Source organism: Collinsella sp. AM34-10 (assembly GCF_003469185.1).
In the GTDB taxonomy this organism is placed as follows: domain Bacteria; phylum Actinomycetota; class Coriobacteriia; order Coriobacteriales; family Coriobacteriaceae; genus Collinsella.
The window spans coordinates 54,321-73,286 of record NZ_QSIL01000006.1; the positions used below are offsets into that span (position 1 = coordinate 54,321).

General features: G+C 58.7%; 16 protein-coding genes. 5 read left to right on the forward strand and 11 right to left on the reverse strand.

Annotated features, from left to right (window positions below):
• Nucleotides 1-59: 59 nt before the first annotated feature.
• Nucleotides 60-2,741 (forward strand): RNA helicase, encoded by a 2,682-nt coding sequence (locus DW823_RS06790; protein ID WP_118081299.1) that lies wholly within the window; start codon nt 60-62, stop codon nt 2,739-2,741.
• A gap of 78 nt (nt 2,742-2,819) precedes the next feature.
• Here DW823_RS06790 and DW823_RS06795 read toward each other — a convergent pair whose 3' ends face one another.
• From DW823_RS06795 to DW823_RS06820, 6 genes are all read right to left on the reverse strand, one after another.
• Nucleotides 2,820-4,577: a DUF2130 domain-containing protein gene (locus DW823_RS06795; RefSeq protein ID WP_118081301.1), complete on the reverse strand. Its 1,758-nt coding sequence runs from the start codon at nt 4,575-4,577 to the stop codon at nt 2,820-2,822.
• Between the two features lie 150 nt (nt 4,578-4,727).
• Complete coding sequence (locus DW823_RS06800; RefSeq protein WP_233543034.1) at nt 4,728-5,273, reverse strand: metallophosphoesterase; 546 nt, start codon at nt 5,271-5,273, stop codon at nt 4,728-4,730.
• 66 nt (nt 5,274-5,339) lie between these two features.
• Nucleotides 5,340-5,519, reverse strand: a complete 180-nt coding sequence (locus DW823_RS06805; protein WP_117716490.1) for a hypothetical protein — start codon at nt 5,517-5,519, stop codon at nt 5,340-5,342.
• Between the two features lie 18 nt (nt 5,520-5,537).
• Nucleotides 5,538-5,864: an HIRAN domain-containing protein gene (locus tag DW823_RS06810; RefSeq protein WP_117716491.1), complete on the reverse strand. Its 327-nt coding sequence runs from the start codon at nt 5,862-5,864 to the stop codon at nt 5,538-5,540.
• A gap of 422 nt (nt 5,865-6,286) precedes the next feature.
• Entirely contained in the window at nt 6,287-7,666 is a 1,380-nt protein-coding gene (locus tag DW823_RS06815; RefSeq protein ID WP_118081306.1) for an aldehyde dehydrogenase, read from the reverse strand.
• 8 nt (nt 7,667-7,674) lie between these two features.
• Nucleotides 7,675-8,895, reverse strand: a complete 1,221-nt coding sequence (locus DW823_RS06820) for an iron-containing alcohol dehydrogenase (protein ID WP_118081308.1) — start codon at nt 8,893-8,895, stop codon at nt 7,675-7,677.
• A gap of 253 nt (nt 8,896-9,148) precedes the next feature.
• Here DW823_RS06820 and DW823_RS06825 point away from each other — a divergent pair, with 253 nt between their 5' ends.
• Entirely contained in the window at nt 9,149-9,712 is a 564-nt protein-coding gene (locus DW823_RS06825) for a ferritin family protein (RefSeq protein ID WP_199574398.1), read from the forward strand.
• 241 nt (nt 9,713-9,953) lie between these two features.
• On the opposite strand, the gene DW823_RS06830 is transcribed toward DW823_RS06825, so the two are convergent.
• Both DW823_RS06830 and DW823_RS06835 read right to left on the reverse strand, forming a co-directional pair.
• Nucleotides 9,954-10,835 carry a hypothetical protein gene (locus DW823_RS06830; protein ID WP_118081312.1) on the reverse strand — a complete coding sequence of 294 codons (882 nt, stop codon included), beginning with the start codon at nt 10,833-10,835 and terminating at the stop codon, nt 9,954-9,956.
• Between the two features lie 541 nt (nt 10,836-11,376).
• Nucleotides 11,377-12,813, reverse strand: a complete 1,437-nt coding sequence (locus DW823_RS06835; protein ID WP_118081314.1) for a PLP-dependent aminotransferase family protein — start codon at nt 12,811-12,813, stop codon at nt 11,377-11,379.
• 145 nt (nt 12,814-12,958) lie between these two features.
• Between DW823_RS06835 and pdxS the strand changes: the two genes are divergently transcribed.
• Complete coding sequence (gene pdxS / locus DW823_RS06840; RefSeq protein ID WP_118081316.1) at nt 12,959-13,849, forward strand: pyridoxal 5'-phosphate synthase lyase subunit PdxS; 891 nt, start codon at nt 12,959-12,961, stop codon at nt 13,847-13,849.
• Between the two features lie 20 nt (nt 13,850-13,869).
• Nucleotides 13,870-14,457: a pyridoxal 5'-phosphate synthase glutaminase subunit PdxT gene (gene pdxT / locus DW823_RS06845; RefSeq protein ID WP_118081318.1), complete on the forward strand. Its 588-nt coding sequence runs from the start codon at nt 13,870-13,872 to the stop codon at nt 14,455-14,457.
• A gap of 329 nt (nt 14,458-14,786) precedes the next feature.
• Here the strand turns inward: pdxT and DW823_RS06850 are convergent, their stop codons facing one another.
• The gene (locus DW823_RS06850) at nt 14,787-15,698 is read right to left on the reverse strand and encodes a hypothetical protein (protein WP_118081320.1); all 912 of its coding nucleotides are present in this window, start codon (nt 15,696-15,698) and stop codon (nt 14,787-14,789) included.
• 214 nt (nt 15,699-15,912) lie between these two features.
• Here DW823_RS06850 and DW823_RS06855 point away from each other — a divergent pair, with 214 nt between their 5' ends.
• Entirely contained in the window at nt 15,913-16,323 is a 411-nt protein-coding gene (locus DW823_RS06855; protein WP_118081322.1) for a peptide deformylase, read from the forward strand.
• Nucleotides 16,324-16,397: 74 nt separating this feature from the next.
• Here the strand turns inward: DW823_RS06855 and DW823_RS06860 are convergent, their stop codons facing one another.
• Together DW823_RS06860 and DW823_RS06865 are read right to left on the reverse strand one after the other, a co-directional pair.
• Nucleotides 16,398-17,879: an aminotransferase class I/II-fold pyridoxal phosphate-dependent enzyme gene (locus DW823_RS06860; protein WP_118081443.1), complete on the reverse strand. Its 1,482-nt coding sequence runs from the start codon at nt 17,877-17,879 to the stop codon at nt 16,398-16,400.
• 201 nt (nt 17,880-18,080) lie between these two features.
• The gene (locus DW823_RS06865; RefSeq protein ID WP_233543035.1) at nt 18,081-18,938 is read right to left on the reverse strand and encodes a LysR family transcriptional regulator; all 858 of its coding nucleotides are present in this window, start codon (nt 18,936-18,938) and stop codon (nt 18,081-18,083) included.
• Between the last annotated feature and the right edge of the window lie 28 nt (nt 18,939-18,966).

An 18,966-nucleotide genomic window follows, 5' to 3' on the forward strand; every position in this document is an offset into this window, starting at 1 on the left:
GCTCCGCGCCGCCGCTACGCCATAATAGTTGGCGGACAATCGCGAGAGAAAGCAAACACATGGCACAGACCACGACAGATACCGCCGCCAGCACCGTCTCCGGCGCCGGCGCCGCCAGCTCATTCTCGGGCGGCACGGGAACCGAAGCCGAGTTTGGCTCGCTCGGCGCGCTCTCCCCCACCTGGTGGGAGCCCGAGGATGGCAGTGAGCCCGAGCCATGGCTCACGCCCGACCAGGCCTTCGAGCGTTTCTTTGAATGGACGAGCGATCGCGGTATTGAACTGTGGGATCACCAAGAAGAGGCCCTCATGGACCTGGCAGCCGGCGATCACGTCATCTTAGGCACACCGACCGGATCGGGTAAATCGCTCGTCGCGCTGGGTATGCTCTTTATGGGCATGGCGCAGGGTAAGCGTTGTTATTACACGGCCCCCATCAAGGCCCTGGTCAGCGAAAAGTTCTTCGACCTTGTGCAGGTGCTCGGCCGCGATAACGTCGGCATGATCACCGGCGACACGCATATCAACACCAAGGCACCCGTCATCTGCTGCACGGCCGAAATCCTTGCTAACGATGCGCTGCGCGAGGGTGAGGACGCCGATGCGGGCTGCGTGGCCATGGATGAGTTCCACTACTTTGCCGACCCCGACCGCGGTTGGGCCTGGCAGGTGCCGCTGCTCACCCTGCCCCACACGCAGTTTATGCTCATGAGCGCCACGCTCGGCGATGTCACTGCCATCGCCGCCTCACTCGAGGAGCACACCGGCGCTGCTTGCGACTTGGTTGTCGACGCCCCGCGTCCTGTTCCGCTGAGCTACGACTATGTGACGACCTCCCTCGAGGGCACCGTCGAGCTCGCCATGCGCCGTGGCGAGGCCCCGCTCTATATCGTGCACTTTAGCCAGGATGCCGCCCTTGCGACGGCGCAGTCGCTCGCCAATTTTGGCATCGCCAGCAAGGCGCAGCGCGAGGCCATTAAGGAAGCTGCCAAAGGCACGAGCTTCTCCACGGCCTTTGGCAAGATTCTTAAGCGCTTGCTCGGATGCGGCGTCGGCGTGCACCATGCTGGCATGTTGCCGCGCTATCGTCTGCTGGTCGAGCGCTTGGCACAACAGGGCCTGTTGCCCGTCATCTGCGGCACCGATACGCTCGGCGTCGGCATCAACGTACCCATCCACACCGTGGTACTCACCGCGCTCACCAAGTTCGACGGCTACAAGATGCGTCGTCTGCGCGCCCGCGAGTTTCATCAGATTGCCGGTCGCGCCGGCCGCTCGGGCTTCGATACCGAGGGCATGGTGATTGCCGAGGCACCCGAGCACGAGATCGAGAATGCCAAGCTTACGGCCAAAGCGGGCGACGACCCCAAAAAACTCCGTAAGATTAAAAAGAAGAAGGCACCCGAGGGCTTTGTCACCTGGAATAAGCAGACCTTTGAGCGCCTGATCGAGACGCAGCCAGAAACGCTCAAGCCGCGCCTGCGCATCACGCACTCCATGGTGATTAGCGTGGTCGAGCAGGGCGGCGATGCGCGAGCCCGCGTGCACGACCTCATCGAGACAAGCCTGCAAACGCCCGAGGAAAAGGCCAAGCTCGAGGTTCGCGCCGACGAAATCTTCGCCACGCTCATCGATTCCGGCGTCGTCGTGCGCGCCGAGGTGCCGCCCGCACCCGATGCCCCGGCTGACGCCGCACCAGACATCGACTATGCGCTGACGGTCGATCTGCCCGAGGACTTCGCGCTCGATCAGCCGCTCTCGCCGTTCTTGCTTGCCGCGTTGGAGCTGCTCGATCCCGAGAGCGAGACCTATACCATGGACTTAATCTCAATGGTCGAGGCAACGCTCGAGGATCCCAAGCAGGTGCTGCGCGCACAGGAGCGCGCAGCACGCGATCGCGCTATGGCCGAGATGAAGGCCGACGGCATCGAATATGAGGAGCGTCTGGAGCGCATTCAAGACGTCACGTACGAAAAGCCGCTCGAGAATTTGCTCGACGCCGCTTTTGACAAGTACTGCCAGGAAGTACCCTGGGCAAACGACTATCAGCTCTCTCCCAAGAGCGTTCTGCGCGATATGCTGGAAAGCGCGAGCGATTTTAAGGGCTACATTCAAAAGCTCGGCATCGCCCGCTCCGAGGGTATTTTGCTGCGCTACCTGGCAGAGGCCTACCGTTCGCTCGACCGCACCGTACCCATCGAGAAGCGCGACGAGCGCCTGCGCGACATTATCTCGTGGCTGGGCTTTGTGGTGCGCTCGGTGGACTCGAGCCTGGTGGACGAGTGGGAGAACGCCGGCAACCCCGCTGCACTCGACGCCGCACCGCCACAGGGCATCGACGAGGTCGTTGCGGACCGTCGCGGCTGCACGCTGTTGGTGCGCAACGCACTCTTCCGCCGCGTGACCCTTGCCGCCCGCGAGCATGTTCGCGACCTGGGCGAGCTCGACGACGACTGGGGCATGAGCGAAATTCGCTGGCAAAAAGCACTCGACGCTTACCACGAGCAGCACGAGGAAATCCTCACCGACGGAGATGCCCGCAGCGCCGCGATGTTTTCCATCGACGAGTCCGATGAGAAGACCGCGCACGTATGGCATGTGCACCAGATCTTTGCCGACGAGGATGGCGACCACGACTTTGGCATCATGGGCGATGTCGATCTGGACGCCACGCAAGACGGTGGCGAGGTCATCTTCAAGAACTACCGTGTCGGCTTTATCGAAGATTTGATCGAGGACTAGTCGTACATACTGGAACGAAATGAAACGGGGCCGTTGGCAATATCGCCAGCGGCCCGCTTTTGCACTATACGCTATGCCTTACTCGGCATCCTCGACCTCATACGAATCCGCCTCGGCGGGCTCATCGTTTGTCTCTGGCGCAGCCCCGCGTGCCTCGTCAAACGCTGCCTTCATGGTCTTGTTACCCCACGTGAGCTTGCGAATGGTAAGATCGTCGGCTTTCTTGTTGGCCAGGCGCAGATTGTTCTCGGAGGACAGCAACGCTTCCTTGGTTTTCTGCAGATGACTAATCGTCTTGTCAATCTCATCGATCGCCGTTTGGAACTTGCGGCTCGCGATCTCGTAGTTGCGACCGAAATCGTTCTTGAACTTTTCCATCTTGGCTTCGAAGTTCGTGACGTCGATATTCTGCTGTTTGTACTCCGCTAGCTCCTGCTTATAGCGCAGCGAACCCATGGCGGCGTTGCGAAGAAGTGTAATCATGGGAATGAAAAACTGTGGGCGAATCACGTACATCTTCTCGTAGCGATAGCTCACGTCGACTATCCCTGCGTTATAGAGCTCGCTCTCGGGCTCGAGTAGCGTGCAGAGCACCGCGTACTCACAGCCTTTCTGGCGACGATCGTGATCGAGCTTCTTAAAGAAGTCCTCGTTTTTGTGCTTGGTCGCAGTCTCGTCGTTCTCGTTTTTCATCTCGAACATAATCGAAATGACCTCGTTGCCGCTCGCGTCGCACTCGCGGAAGATAAAGTCGCCCTTGGTACCCTCGGACGCATCGTTGTCTTTCTCGAAGTACGCGTTAGGAAACGCCGTCATGCGCAGACGGTTAAACTCGGTCTCGCAGTGCTGCTCGAGCGACTCGCCCACCATCTTGGTGGACAGGCGGACCTTCATGTCCTTAAGGCGCTCAATCTCTTCATCCTTGTAGCGAATCAGGTCATCGCTCGCGCGCTTGGCCTGCGCAAGCTCGAGCTCGTGTGCCGCCTTGGCCTGTTCCTCGCGAGAATCGCGCACCGCCAGCTCGCTCGTCAGCTTGGCACGTGCCTCATCGCGCTCTCGCTCCACCGCGGCGACCGCCTCCGACAGGTTCATTTTTGCCATCAGTTCCTGCTCGCGCAACTGGGCACGCAGACCCTCGGCCTCTTGCTCAGATTGTGCCTTTGCGGCGGAAAACTTCTCCTGTACCGTCGCGCGGTAGTCAGCAAGCGCGCGCTCAGCTTCACCGCGAGCAGCATCGAGCTCGCGCTGCGACTCTGCCGCGGCAGCGGCAAGCGCCATCTCCTGGGCCTTGTCCGCCGCGGCAAGCCTGGCCTGCAGCTCGGCAATCTGAGCATCACGTGCAGCCAAATCGTTTTGAGCAGCATTGCGCGCCACCGACTCGACGAGCTTGGCTTCGTCATCTTTGCGCTCCAGCTGCGCACGCAAATTGTCGATTTCTCGCTGAAGCTCGGTGTTTTCCTTTTGAGCATCGGCACGGGCCTCAACCGCCGCGCGCTGACTTGCGCTCTCGCGCTCTGTGGCAGCGCCCTCGAGCTTGGCGCGCAGCTCGGCAAGCTCAGCGTCGCGCTTGGCAACCTCTTGTGCCAGCTTCTGCTCCGCGGCGTTCTTCTGCTCGACAAGTTGAGCGTTGCGCTGAGAATCTGCCTTTTGCAAGGCAGCCGTCGAACGCGAGCGCTCAAGCTCCAGCGCCTGCTCGCCCTCGCGCTGGACTGCCTTCACACGCTCATCCAGGTCGCGCGAAAACTCGGCATTGCGCACTTGCTTGACGATGTCCGCATAGCCAGACGCATCGACCTTAAAAACTTCGCCACAATGCGGGCACTTGATCTCGTTCATAGCAGCTCCTCGATGGACGCAAATTTCAACCGCTTACACTCTACCGCGCCGCACGGACAAAAAAGACGCCGCCGCCATAATAGCAACAGCGCCAGAACCACCACAAAGGTGCCTGTCCCCTTTGTGGCGGTTTGTGTGACGGTTCGAGAATTACAGTCCAAAGAAGCTCAAGATCTGGTCTCGGCTTACGGGCTTGTACTCGTTGGCGTCGAGGCCCACATCGTAGCGATAAATGGGGCGCTCGCGATCGCAGTTGCGCGCGTTGGTGCGGTCTCCCCTGCTGTGGATATGCCCGTGCAGCATGATGGCGCCACGCGCCTTGCCATTCCAGCTGAGCATGGGGTAATGGCTCAACACCAGGCGATGGCCCTTGGCATAGCCGGGAGCAATCTCCAGGTAATCACGCACGTCTTCCCAGATTTGGGGCGCAGCTGGATCTTCCCAGTCACCGTCATGGTTGCCACGGATGAGCGTTACGTTCTGACATTCGATGCGCTCGCGCAGGCGCACAGCATCCGCCAGGGGCAAACGATAGGTAAAGTCTCCCAAGATATAGAGACGGTCGTCCGCCGCCACGCACTCATTCACGGCATCGATGACCTTGCGGTTCATCTCCTCGACCGAGCCAAATGGCCGGTCCATGTCGTGCAGGATATTCGTGTCGCCCAGGTGCAGGTCGGCGGTAAACCACATCATCGTCTCTGTCCTCATTTCGCAACGTGTTCAACTCGTGCTAAGTATACAGACGCAGCGATGCGGCGGTTATCCAAAGAGCCCGCCGAACAGTCCGCGGCGGCGCTTGTCTTGCTTTTTCGAAGCGTCACCCTGAGTTTTCTTGTCCTGCCGCTTCTTACGGTCCTGCTCCAGCTCATCATCGTCGAGCAGCATATCCCACTCAAACGGGTCATCCGTCAGATCGAACAGGCCATCGTCATCAAACATGGCAGCCTCCCTTACCGACTAGCGAGCATCCACCACGTAGAGGCCAACGCGCACCTGGTGCCACGGGCTACGCTCGGGGGCAACCTGCTGCACGCGCGCCTCAAATACACCCTCGTGTCCATAATGCATCATCACGGATAGCGGGCCGACCCCGTTTCCCGGAACATAGCCGAGCTTGGTGTTGCCGTAATAGATCGCAACCGCCTCAGGGTCATGGGGATTATCGCGCTCGGCACACAGCGTCAGCTTATCGCCGACCTTAAGATCGCCCAGGACCAAGGCACCGTCGGCATACTGAAATCCTGCGATATGAAACGACAAAAGAACACGTGAAGGCTCGTACATGGCAGCTCCTCTAACGGCCGGATAAACCGGCGCTTAACCTTACTGAGAAGTTTACGGGCCCGTGCGGACACGAATTCACCCGCTCGCGCCTTTCACCCAGTTGCCGCAACGCTTGCGAGACAGAGCGCTTGCAGATAAGATAGAGGCACGGATGGCACCCGTTGCAGCGGGTCTTGCCAACTCCGGTGCACGTTTACATCGTGAGAAGTGGCCGTCTTCGCTTACGCGGGGGCGGCTATTTCATTCGGCCGATAAACAGGCCGAGTTCGATAGCCGCGATTAACAACGCCAGTAACGAAATAACATCGCTTACGTTCATACCAATTCCCTTCTAAAGGGAGTTGGCCCATCCGTACCCCATGGCAGTAGTCTAACGTAAATGGCAGGTAATAGGAACACTTGTTCGTATTACCTGCCATTTCCTAATGCACAAACATGCGCACGAATTTGTGCTTCCAGCTTGCGTAGGGCGCATACCGAAACGGCACGTCCAGCCAGGTTGCCTTGTTCACGATGCTCTTCTTGTGGCTAAACGCATCGAAGCTCTCGCGGCCATGGTACTGCCCCATGCCGCTCGCGCCCATGCCGCCAAAGCCCATATGGCTCGTAGCCAGATGCATGATGGTGTCGTTAACACAGCCGCCGCCAAAGGGCACGTAGCGCACAAAGCGCTGCTGGACCTCGCGGTCCTGGCTAAAGATATACAGGGCCAGCGGCGTCGGACGATCCGTAATAAACGTTTCGGCCTCGTCTAAGTTCTCAAACGTCAGTACCGGCAAGATGGGGCCGAAGATCTCCTCCTGCATCACGGCGTCATCGGGGGCCACGCCATCCAAAATCGTCGGCTCGATCTTGAGCGAAGCCTCGCGCGTGACACCTCCAAGCACGACCTTATCGGGATCGATCAGCCCACGCACGCGCGCAAAATGTTTGGCGTTGACGATATGCCCGTAATCCTCGTTATCGAGCGGGTGCTCGCCAAACATGCGACGGACCTCTTCCTTGATGAGGCCCAGCAGCTCGTCGTGCACGCTCGTATCGACCAGCAGGTAGTCGGGCGCCACGCAGGTCTGCCCCACGTTGAGCCATTTACCAAAGGCGATACGCCGTGCCGCAACCTTCAAGTTTGCCGTCGCATCCACGATGCAGGGACTCTTTCCGCCCAGCTCAAGCGTCACGGGCGCAAGGTTTTTACTTGCGCGCTCCATGACGAGTTTGCCGACCGGAACGCTACCGGTAAAGAAAATCTTGTCCCAGCACTCATCGAGCAACGCTTCGTTCTCGGCGCGCCCGCCCTCGACAACCGTCACCAGACGCGGATCAAATGCCTCTTCACAGATTTGCTTGAGCACCGCGCTCGATGCCGGAGCATATGCACTCGGCTTGATGACGACGGTATTGCCTGCGGCAAGGGCGCCAGCGAGCGGCTCGAGCGTCAGCAAAAACGGGTAGTTCCAGGGCGCCATGATGAGCGTGACGCCATAGGGCACGGCTTGCGTTTTGCACACACTCACGGCGTTGGCAAGATCGCACGGACGCAGGCGCGGACGACTCCATCGAACCACGTGAGCAATCTGATGACGAATCTCGGAAAGCGACGTGCCGATCTCGCACATATATGCCTCGTCATGCGACTTTCCCAAATCGGTCTTGAGCGCATGGGCAATATCGGCCTCGTGCGCCCGGACCGCATCGCGTAAACTCACGAGCGCGCGACGTCGAGCATCGACATCAAACGTGGCGTGTGTCTTAAAGTAGGCGCGTTGATCGCCGACGATGCGCGCAATTTCCTCGGTGTTCATGGACCCTCCTATTTCTCGTCCTCAAACATACCACCTGCGATAATTTCGTACATATGCTCGAGCTCCAAGCGGTCCATTAGAAGCGGAACGGGGTACAGGGGATTGGCCTCGGCATCGGCATGCGCCGCCATCTGCGGAATGTCGGAGTGGCGAATGCCCGTCACGTATTTGGGAATTTCCAAGGCGGCGTTCATGCGGTCGACCCAATCGATAAAGGCCTCGGCCGCAAGACTGTCCTGCGCGGTAGCCGGCGCAATGCCCGCCATGCGAGCAAGATCGGCAAGCTTGGGGGCGGCGGCGTCACCATAAGCGCGAAGCATATGCGGCAGGATGATGGCGTTGGCCAAGCCGTGCGGAATTCCGTATCGGCCGCCCAGACTGTGCGCGATGGCATGAACGTATCCAACATAGGAGCGCGTAAAGGCAACGCCCGCCTTATACGCCGCCGAAAGCATATTGCGACGCGAATGCATGTTGTCGCCATGCTCATAGGCCTCGAGCAAATTGTCGCGGATGAGCTGGACCGCTTGACGCGCCATCTTGCGCGTGTAGGGCGTGGTGCTACGGCCGATAAAGGCCTCGACAGCATGCGTCAGGGCATCCATACCCGTCTGCCCCGTAATGGAGGCGGGCAGGCCGCGCGTAAACTCGGGGTCATGCACCGCAAAGCGCGGGATAAGCGCAAAGTCGTTAATGGGGTACTTGTAGTGCGTCTCGTCATCGGTAATTACCGCTGCAAGCGTGACCTCGCTTCCCGTGCCTGCCGTGGTGGGAACGGCGATGAGCAGCGGCAGGCGATGATGAATCCGCAGCAGCCCGCGCATCTTGTTGATGGGCTTGTTTGGCTGCGCAATGCGCGCCCCCACACCCTTGGCGCAGTCCATGGCCGAACCGCCACCAAAGCCGATAATGGCCTGGCAGGCGCTCTCTCGATACAGGGACGCCGCTTCCTCCACGTTTGAGACCGTGGGGTTCGCTGATGTTTTGGCATAGACCGCAACGCCAATTCCCTTGGACGCGAGCGCTGTCTCGAGCGGTGCCGTGAGCCCCAGACGGGCAATACCGGGATCCATCACGATAAGAACCCGCTGTATCGAACGCTTTTGAAGCACTGTGGGCACATCCTCAGCGTGTTCCAGAATGCGTGGCTCGGTATAGGGCAGCACCGGCAATGCGATGCGAAAAACAGTTTGATACGTTCGGCACCAGGCGCGGCGGGCTAGATGCATAAAGGAAGCTCCTTCATTTGTTGATTGGTCAACATTTGCTCGACCGATTGTACTCAGCGGCGGTCAAAGACGGCCTGCCAATCGTTAATCAATCAACATCTTCATATCTCAAAATTGTTTTATTAAAAATCATTCCTAATAGGCTTCACATTTGATTGCATTTATGGATAATAGAACTCGTCAAGACGCACGTCCGGAGAGGGCCCTTACGGGACCGGACAAGCGCCCCATCGCCATCGATCGAAGGGATCGAATCATGAAATTTGTTTGCCCCGTTTGCGGTTATGTTGAAGAGTACGACGGCGACCAGCTGCCCGAGGATTTTAAGTGCCCCCAGTGCGGCGTTCCCGGTTCTCGTTTCCTGAAGCAGGAAGAGGGTCAGCTCGAGTGGGCTGCCGAGCACGTCGTGGGGGTCGCCAAGATGGAGGGCGTCTCCGAGGACATCGTTGCCGACCTGCGCGCCAACTTTGAGGGCGAGTGCTCCGAGGTCGGTATGTACCTGGCCATGGCTCGCGTCGCCCATCGCGAGGGCTATCCCGAGATCGGCCTGTACTGGGAGAAGGCTGCCCACGAGGAGGCAGAGCATGCCGCCAAGTTCGCTGAGCTCCTGGGCGAGGTCGTGACCGACTCCACCAAGAAGAACCTCGAGATGCGCGTTGAGGCCGAGAACGGCGCCACCGCCGGCAAGACCGATCTTGCCAAGCGCGCCAAGGCCGCTGGTCTCGATGCCATTCACGACACCGTGCACGAGATGGCTCGCGACGAGGCTCGCCACGGCAAGGCTTTCGCCGGCCTGCTCAAGCGCTACTTTGGCTAAGCCAACCGCCTGAGAGACATTCTCTACTTTTATAAGGCCCGGACCGCATGGTTCGGGCCTTTTTCGTGCCTCACGAACTTGTTAACTCCCTGGAATAGGACTGCCTTCGGCATCGGTTTCTCGTCAAAACTAAGTGAGTAGACTTTTTGGAACTTGCCGAGCAGGCCATCTAAATTGCTTTGTAAAGTCGCAGGTAAATGACTTATTGCAAAAACGACCTGGTCGCCATCAAGCCAAAAGTCTACTCACTTAGTTCCGCAGCCGTCCACGATCGAGCTGTTTTGTGTCTAACGGGCATCTTTCCGTCGATTACTCCCAATTTTGTCCAGTCAACGAATAGTTCAGACCGGAGTAATGTCTCAGCCCTTTGCTCATCCGAGCTTTTATCACGATATTCAGCATCGAGCATCCTGCATACGGCCTTAACGATCGCGCGGAATCTATCCTCATCGGATATCTGTCTGTGTGTCAGGAGAAGTACATCGTAGCCCATGGCCTGAAGGGCCGTCATGCGGTCAGCGTCACGCAGGCCATCCCCTGCGCGTCCGTGCGAGGCCTTTCCTTGGCATTCAATGGCCACCTGTCGCCTGCCGTCCGGCGAAGACAGAAGTAGGTCGATATATACACGGGACTTTCCCACAATCGCTCGAGCACTTGTGCTTAGCGTCACTTCGACATTGAGCTCTATGCCGCAAAACCCTTCGCCTCCCAGGGCTCGCGGCAGTCCAAGCAACAAATACGCCTCGACCTCAAAAGGCGACGCGGCGCCCAATGGAACGAGATGCGATACCGCCATAAATCTATTGCCGTAACGCATCCCGCAAACATCTGAACAAAAACGGTCAAGGTCTCCGCCCAAAACCAAAGCGTCTCGACGCCATAAATTTGAGGCGGCGCCATCCTCGGACGGGCAGCGCACCCAACCGAACGTTGTCGAAATCGCGCCCGAATCAATTGCACGCGCAAGCTCCGTCTCAAGTGCCGCCGGCAGAGCGCACACCGCAAACAAACCGCACATCTCCGCCAACACAAAAAGAAGCTGAAGATCCGTCAGATGGCGCGACATGATGAATGCCGTCAGCAGAGGAGACGTAACCAAAAATCCATGCTCCGTTTCCAGCACAGATTCCCTGGGGAGCTCGCCAAGGAACAGCCGCTGCCTAATGCTGGCAGGGCAAGTCCGTTTGTTTCTCGTCCGAACCAATGTATACAACGGAAAACCGAGCACAACCGCAGCCGTCGGGTTGCGGGCGAGGCCATATCGCTGCCGGTCTTCTTCCGGTCGCGGAAGCGGCGAACACAAAGCACGCACTTGAGGGGGCAAACGCCAGTACCTAAAAGCCGATATGTCACAAAGCAGATCCTTCATAGGCACAGGAAAACACGAATTTCAACCCAGCCGGTCTCGCATTGGCGCGAACGCACCGAAAATGGCACCAAACGGACCGTTAAGTTTTCAACAGCCCTCCCCAACTGGCCAAAAGCTTGCCGAGAGCTGGACGAAGCCCTGTTGAAAACCCCATTTTTTCTCATGAGGAAACTTTGCGCGGCAAGTGAGTAGACTTTTTGGAACATCCCGATCAGACCGGTCATCCTGCTTCTCAAAACCATAGGTAGATAGCTTGTTTCAAAACGGCCTGGTCGCCAAAGTGCCAAAAGTCTACTCACTTAGATTGCAGAGCGCCCCCCATTAGCTGCAATTCCAAGGTATTAAGCACTTCCGGACTCAGGTCGTCATACTGGACAAGAATTTGAGTTGAGTTTTCAGGGACAGACGAGCTATCGGCGCACCAATAACAGTCACTGATATCGATAAACGGAATACCCGAGCGCGTGAGGGCCCGCACAAAAGAGCTTCCGCCCGTGTCACGCTCCACAGCCACGACGCAGTAAAGGCCCGCGTCTGCATGTTCAATCGAGACCTCCCCCGCCGGAAACACTTTCCGCACAAGCGCCGCCAGGCTATCCCGCGCCTCACGAGCACGAACGCGCACGCGGTTCACATGCCGCTCGTAATCACCCGATTCCAGCAAACGAGCCAGAGCGACCTGGTCAACAGAACTCACCGACGAGGCGTAAAAACCAAGGTTGCGCCTAAACCGTTCCATCAGCTCATCAGGCAGCACCATGTACGCTAGACGCAACGCCGACGACAGACTTTTTGAAAAGGTGTTGGTGTAGATGACCGATTGGGCGGCATCGATCGAAGCAAGCGCGGGAATCGGCTTGCCGGCAAGGCGAAACTCGCAATCAAAGTCATCTTCGATGAGATACCGATCCGGCTGCTCGGCGGCCCAGCTCAGCAGGGCATAGCGACGCGCAATGCTCGTCACAAGGCCGGTCGGATACTGATGGGACGGCATCAGGTGAAGGACATCGGTCCCGGCTTTCTGCAGAGCGCTCAAGTCCACGCCGTCATCATCCAACGGGATATGTCGAACTTTGCAACCCATAGCCTGATAGATGCGCGTCAGGCGCAAATAGCCCGGATCCTCAACGGCATACACCTTGTCCGCGCCAAGCAACTGAACCAACATGGTATCGAGCAGCTGGGCGCCCGCACCGATAACAATGTTGTCGGGATTAACATTCATGCCCCGTGTCCCGCGCAGATGGTGAGCGATTGCGCGTCGTAGCCGAGCGGTGCCCTGCGCTGGTGCGGGCGAAAAGATCTCGCGTTCGTCTTCGGACGTCAGCGTTGCTCGTAGCGCGCCTTGCCAAAGCCTAGCCGCCTCCAATGCGGATGGAGAAAGTGATCCGAATTGCTCGACCTGGCCATCGGCGTCAGGCGCGGCGAGGTCCACAGAGACAGTATCTCGGTCGATATCCCCCGTAGCCAAAGGCAAAACCGGTGCATCCGGAAGCTCGCAAGCGTAGTAGCCCCGACGCGGTATTGAGCAAATATAGCCCTCGGCAAGCAACTGGCTATATGCATTCTCGATGGTAATGACACTGATTCCCAGATGACTGGCAAAGGCGCGCTTGGACGGAAGATGCTCCCCCGCCGCAATACGTCCAGCAACAATATCATCTCGAATTTGCTGGTAAACATACTCATAGAGCGATGCTTCGCCGCGTTTTTCCAAATTGTAGTCAAGCATGAGCCTATCACCTGACCTTATTAAGCCATTCAATCTGATATTAGTCTGACCTTGTCATTATCTCGAAAACTGAGTATTTCGCCATACCCAGCTCCCCGATAGGATGTTCCGTCAAGCAATGCACATGCCAACCAAGGGAGCAACCATGGCAGAACAGACCAGTAAGGCCGATCGCGTCAAACTCAATCGCGAGCTCGCGCAGATGCTCAAGGGCGGCGTCATCATGGACGTCACCACGCCCGAGCAGGCACGCATCGCCGAAGAAGCCGGCGCCTGCGCCGTCATGGCACTCGAGAGCATTCCGGCCGACATCCGTGCCGCAGGCGGTGTCTCGCGCATGAGCGACCCCAAGATGATCAAGGGCATCCAGGAGGCCGTCTCCATCCCCGTTATGGCCAAGTGCCGCATCGGTCACATTGTCGAGGCGCAGGTCCTTCAGGCCATCGAGATCGACTACATCGATGAGTCCGAGGTTCTCTCCCCTGCCGACGATGTTTACCACATCGACAAGACCCAGTTTGACGTCCCGTTTGTCTGCGGTGCCCGCGACCTGGGCGAGGCGCTGCGCCGCGTCGCCGAGGGCGCCACGATGATCCGCACCAAGGGCGAGCCGGGCACGGGCGACGTGGTCCAGGCCGTGAGCCACATGCGCAAGATCCAAAAGCAGATTCGCGACGTTGTCGCCCTGCGCGATGATGAGCTCTTTGAGGCAGCCAAGCAACTGCAGGTTCCGGTCGAACTGGTGCGCGAGGTCCATGCCACGGGCAAGCTCCCCGTCGTGAACTTTGCTGCTGGCGGTGTAGCGACCCCCGCCGACGCCGCGCTGATGATGCAGCTGGGCGCCGAGGGCGTCTTTGTCGGCTCGGGCATCTTTAAGAGTGGCGACCCCGCCAAGCGCGCCGCCGCCATCGTTAAGGCCGTGGCAAACTTCACCGATGCCAAACTCATCGCTGAGCTTTCGGAGGACCTTGGCGAGGCTATGGTGGGCATCAACGCCGATGAGATCGAGATCATCATGGAGGAGCGCGGACGCTAGTCCAGCAGAAAGGATCGCACATGAGCGATTATGCAGACCAAACGGTCGCCGTGCTGGCGGTCCAAGGCGCTTTTGCCGAGCACGAGGCGAGGCTGTCCGAGCTGGGCGCACACTGTATTGAACTGAGACAGGCGGCCGATTTGCGGCAGAACTTTGACCGTCTAGTACTTCCCGGCGGCGAGTCTACCGTTCAAGGGAAGTTGCTTGATGAGCTGGGCATGCTCGAGGAGCTTCGTGCCCGTATCGCTGAAGGCATGCCCGTCCTGGGCACCTGCGCCGGCCTAATTCTGCTGGCTCACGACCTTGCCGCCCATGACGATAAGGGCACGCCGCGTTTGGCAACCATGGATGTACTTGTCGAGCGCAATGCCTACGGCAGGCAACTCGGCAGCTTTCAAGCCAAGGGGCAGGTAGCCGGCATCGACGGTGAAGTGCCCCTGACGTTTATCCGCGCGCCCCGCATCGTCGAGCTCCACGGCGACGCCAAGGCCCTAGCGAAAGTCGACGGGCGCATCGTCGCCGCCCGTCAGGGCAACCAACTCGGTGTCACCTTCCACCCCGAACTCGATGAAGACACCCGCCTCCACGAGCTCTTCCTCCAAATGTAGGCAGAGTAGAAACGAGCGTGGATTTTCGGACACATAACAAATGAGAGTGGATAATCTCCCACTTTGAGCTTGAATGCAGGCTCAAACCGGGAGATTATCCACTCTCATGCTATGTAGTCGTTTAAGAACGTCCCCAATGACTACCTTGGATCATGGCAGCGCCGATGTTTTGGTACCGACAGCGAGCGTCCACCAGAGCGAACAAATTGACATGAAAAGAGGACGGCATAGACCTTCTGGTCATGCCGTCCTCTTTGAATGACAAGTTGTCGCTCTGGTGGGCGCGCAGCGTCAACTAGTTACGCGGTTCGTAGAACCGCGTAACCCAATTAGAAGCGGTTGCCGCGGAAGCCGCCACCGTTGCGGCCGCCACGATCGCCACCGCGACCGCCACGGTCGTTACCACGGTTGCCGCCGAAGCCGCCACGGTTGCCACCGCGATCGCCATAGCCACCACGGTTGCCGCCAAAGCCGCCGCGGCTGCCACGGTCGCCGCCACGGTCACCAAAGCCGCCACGGCCACCGCGATCTCCACCGCGACCGCCGCGGTCACCGCCACGGCCACCGCGATCGCCAAAGCCGCCGCGGCCGCCACGGTCACCGCCACGACCACCGCGATCGTCACGGCCGCCGCGAGGACCGCGGTCCTCGTCCAGGCCCATGGCGACGAGCGGAGCGATAACCTTATCGAGAGCGGCCATCAGCTCGGTGGCCTCCTCGTAAGAAAGCTCGGGCAGGAGCTTCTCCTTCTTATTGGCAAGCTCGACCAGGCCCTCAGCGGCATCCTCGGCAGCGAAGACGACGATCTTGCGCATATCGCCCTCGGCGTCGTCGATGCGGCCGACCAGATCGGCAGCCTCGGCCTCGGCCATCAGGCCATCGAGCTCACGAAGGCGCATGCCCAGCAGGTCGGACATTTCCTTCTGCTCCATCTTGGGCTTGAGGTCAAGGAGCTTGATGGCGCGCTCGATGTTCGCCATGCGCTCGGCTTTGGCCTCCTCCTCCTTGGAAATAGCAAAGCGACGGCTACGCAGCAGGCGGGCGGCCTTCTGCATCTTGTCCATCAGCTCTTCGTCATCGTAATCAACGGCGGCCTCGACAACCTCGGCCTCCTCCTCAGCGGAAACCTCGTCAGCAGCCTCAACCTCAGCAGCTTCGGTCTCCACGGTCTCGACTGCCTCAACCTCGGCAGCCATGGTCTCGTTCTCGGTCTCGTTCATGATCTCTTCGTTCTCGGACATGAGACTCCTTCTTGGCCCTCTCGGGCATCATCGCCCCATTCGCGGGGCCCGTCGCGCACTCTTTGCGCTTTATACATTCATGCCTCTCGGCAAAACGTCCATTAGTTTATGGTGTCGCCCGCCAATCTAGCTGCAGAATCTATGTACACACATTAATGCGACATGTCGCGGTATCATGGCCTGAACCAAACCTATCCACCTTAAGGAGCCCGCCATGATTAAGCCCATCATGAAATCCGAGTTCTTTTTGCGTCTGCCTTCCGAAGAGGCGGGACCTGACGATGCCGCGACCGGGCAGGATCTCCTGGATACGCTCCACGAGCATGAGCACGAGTGCGTGGGCCTCGCCGCCAACATGATTGGCGTGCGCAAACGCATCATCTGCGTAAAGGACGGCAACAGGGCGCTCCTGATGTACAACCCTCAAATTCTTGAGCAGGTCAATGCCTATCAGACGAGCGAAGGATGCCTCTCGCTGGTTGGTGAGCGCCCCTGTACCCGTTATCGCCGCATTAAGGTGGAGTATTTGGACGAGAACTTCGTCCACCGCATCAAAAACTTCTCGGGCTACACCGCCGAGATCATCCAACACGAAATCGACCACTGCAACGGGATTATTATTTAGTCCCGCCGATTCAAGAAAGCTCCCTGCAGCAAAACAACTGCAGGGAGCTTTTCATTGTGCGGAGTTTCTATCCCCTACGATTGACGGTAATGGTCGAAGAAGTCGGCGAGGTCTTCGAGCGACTCTTTGAGCACTTCCATGCGCGGCAGGTACACGATGCGGAAGTGATCGGGCTCGGCCCAGTTAAAGCCGCCGCCGCGCGTGATCAGAATCTTCTTCTCGTGCAGCAGGTCGAGGGCAAACTGCTCGTCATCGGTGATGTTGAACTTTTTAACATCCATCTTGGGGAAGATATAGAACGCCGCGCGCGGCTTGACCACCGAGATGCCGTCGATCTTGTTGAGCTCCTCATACACAAAGTTGCGCTGCTCGTAGACACGACCGCCGGGACGGATGTAGTCGTTGACCGACTGATGGCCACCGAGCGCCGTCTGGACGATCGACTGGGCCGGCACGTTGGAGCACAGGCGCATGTTAGAGAGCATGTTGATACCCATAATGAAGTCGCTCATGCAGCGCTGGTTGCCCGAAAGCACCATCCAGCCAATACGATAGCCCGCGATCATGTGCGACTTGGAAAGGCCGCTAAAGGTAACGCAGGGCAGATCGGGAGCGAGCGAGGCAATCGAGACGTGCTCGTAGCCGTCCATGCACAGACGGTCGTAGATCTCGTCGGCAAAGATCATGAGCTGGTGCCTGCGCGCAACCTCGACGATGCCCTCGAGCACCTCGCGCGGGTAGACCGAGCCCGTGGGGTTGTTGGGGTTGATGATGACGAGGGCCTTGGTCGCGCTCGTGATCTTGGACTCCATATCCTCCAGATCGGGATACCAATCCGCCTGCTCATCGCACAGATAGTGCACGGGATGACCGCCGGCAAGGGTCGCGCACGCCGTCCAGAGCGGATAGTCGGGGCTGGGGATCAGAATCTCGTCGCCATTGTCGAGCAGCGCGTTCATCGAAAGCTGAATGAGCTCGGACACGCCGTTGCCCGTGTAGATGTGCTCCATCTGAACATTGGGCAGGCCCTTGATCTGCGAGTACTGCATAATCGCCTTGCGCGCAGAGAACAGGCCGCGCGAGTTGGAATAGCCTTCGCAGTCGGGCAGCTGCTGGCGCATGTCCTTGATAACCTCGTCGGGCGTGCGGAAACCGAAGGGCGCTGGGTTGCCGATATTGAGCTTGAGGATGCGCTCGCCCTCGTCCTCCATACGGGCGGCCTCGTCGACGACGGGACCGCGCACATCATACAAGACGTTATCAAGCTTGGTGGATTTAGAAAAAGTACGCATGGTGGTGCTCCTTGGAATTTGAGCTGAGGAACTAGGTTCGGATTTGGCAACTTTACGGGACGGAGGGGTCTCACCTTGGTCGGCGTCACCGGCGAGCAGCCAGGTAACATCGACCTCCAAAATGCGGGCGAGCAGCTCTGCCACATCGCGCCGCGGGATCGTCTTGCCGCTCACATATTGGCTCATCTGACTCTTGCCGAGTTTTTTGCCGAGCATCTCCGATGCGCGGATTACGTCCGACTGGCGAACGTCGCGATCGGACATAGTCTGTCGCAGGCGATCGCAAAACGTCTCTTGGGCCACTAGAACCTCCTTGCTGGCAAAGTTCAATTTATAGAACACGAATTGAACCTGAGTTCAATTTAGGCAGCAGTATAGCGCGGCACATTATCCGAAAGTTCAATTTCACAAGAAAATGTACCGAGCCTCGAGAATTGTCCCAAAGTAGACAACAGGTACGCGCTTTTAGAGATATTCAAGAAAACGAGCCGCCGCAAGCGAAACGTCAGCGGTGCGGTATATGGCGTTGATCTGCCGATGAGGATGTCCCTCGAGCGGGCGCACGGCAACATCGAACTGGCAGCGGCGCAAGATGAGCGCCGGAAGAATGCTCACGCCCAGACCGTCCTCGACCATGGCCATAATCGCATAATCATCCCAGGTCGACAGCTTAGAGCGCACCGCCAGGCCCGCGCGGCGAAACAGCGGCGTAATCTCATCATCTGTGCCGCGTTCCAGCAGAATAAACTGCTCGTTGGCCAAATCGGCAAGAGAGACGACCTCCGCCGCGGCAAACAAAGAGCCTGTTGGCACTACCGCCATTAACTCGTCTCGCACCAACGGCCGCGACGCCATGCCGGCGCCGCGTGGTTCGCGCGGAATAAAGCCCAGGTCGCAGCGACCTTCCGCCACCCATTGCTCAATCTCGGAGTAATCACCCATCAGCAGCTCGTAATCGATGTCCGGGTGATCGGCGCGAAAGCGCGCAATCACCGGCGGCAGCACGTGGGTCGCCACGCTCGAAAATGTACCGATGCAGATTTTGCCGCGCATGAGCCCACGCATCTCATCCACCCGTCGCTGCAAGCGAGTGAATTCCTCGCATAACGCCTCAACAGCCGGCATAACTTGCCGCCCGTCGGCAGAAAGCACTACGCCCTCGCGGCTTCTATCAAGCACTTTAAAGCCCCAGTCGGCCTCAAGATCGGCCACCATACGGCTCACGCCCGACTGCGAATAGCTCAGCCGCTCGGCGGCGCGCGTAAAACTGCCGGCGCGCACGGTCTCGAGTAGGACCTGCATCTTTTGAACATTCGTTTCCACGGCACCCCTCCACATATGCATGAGCTTT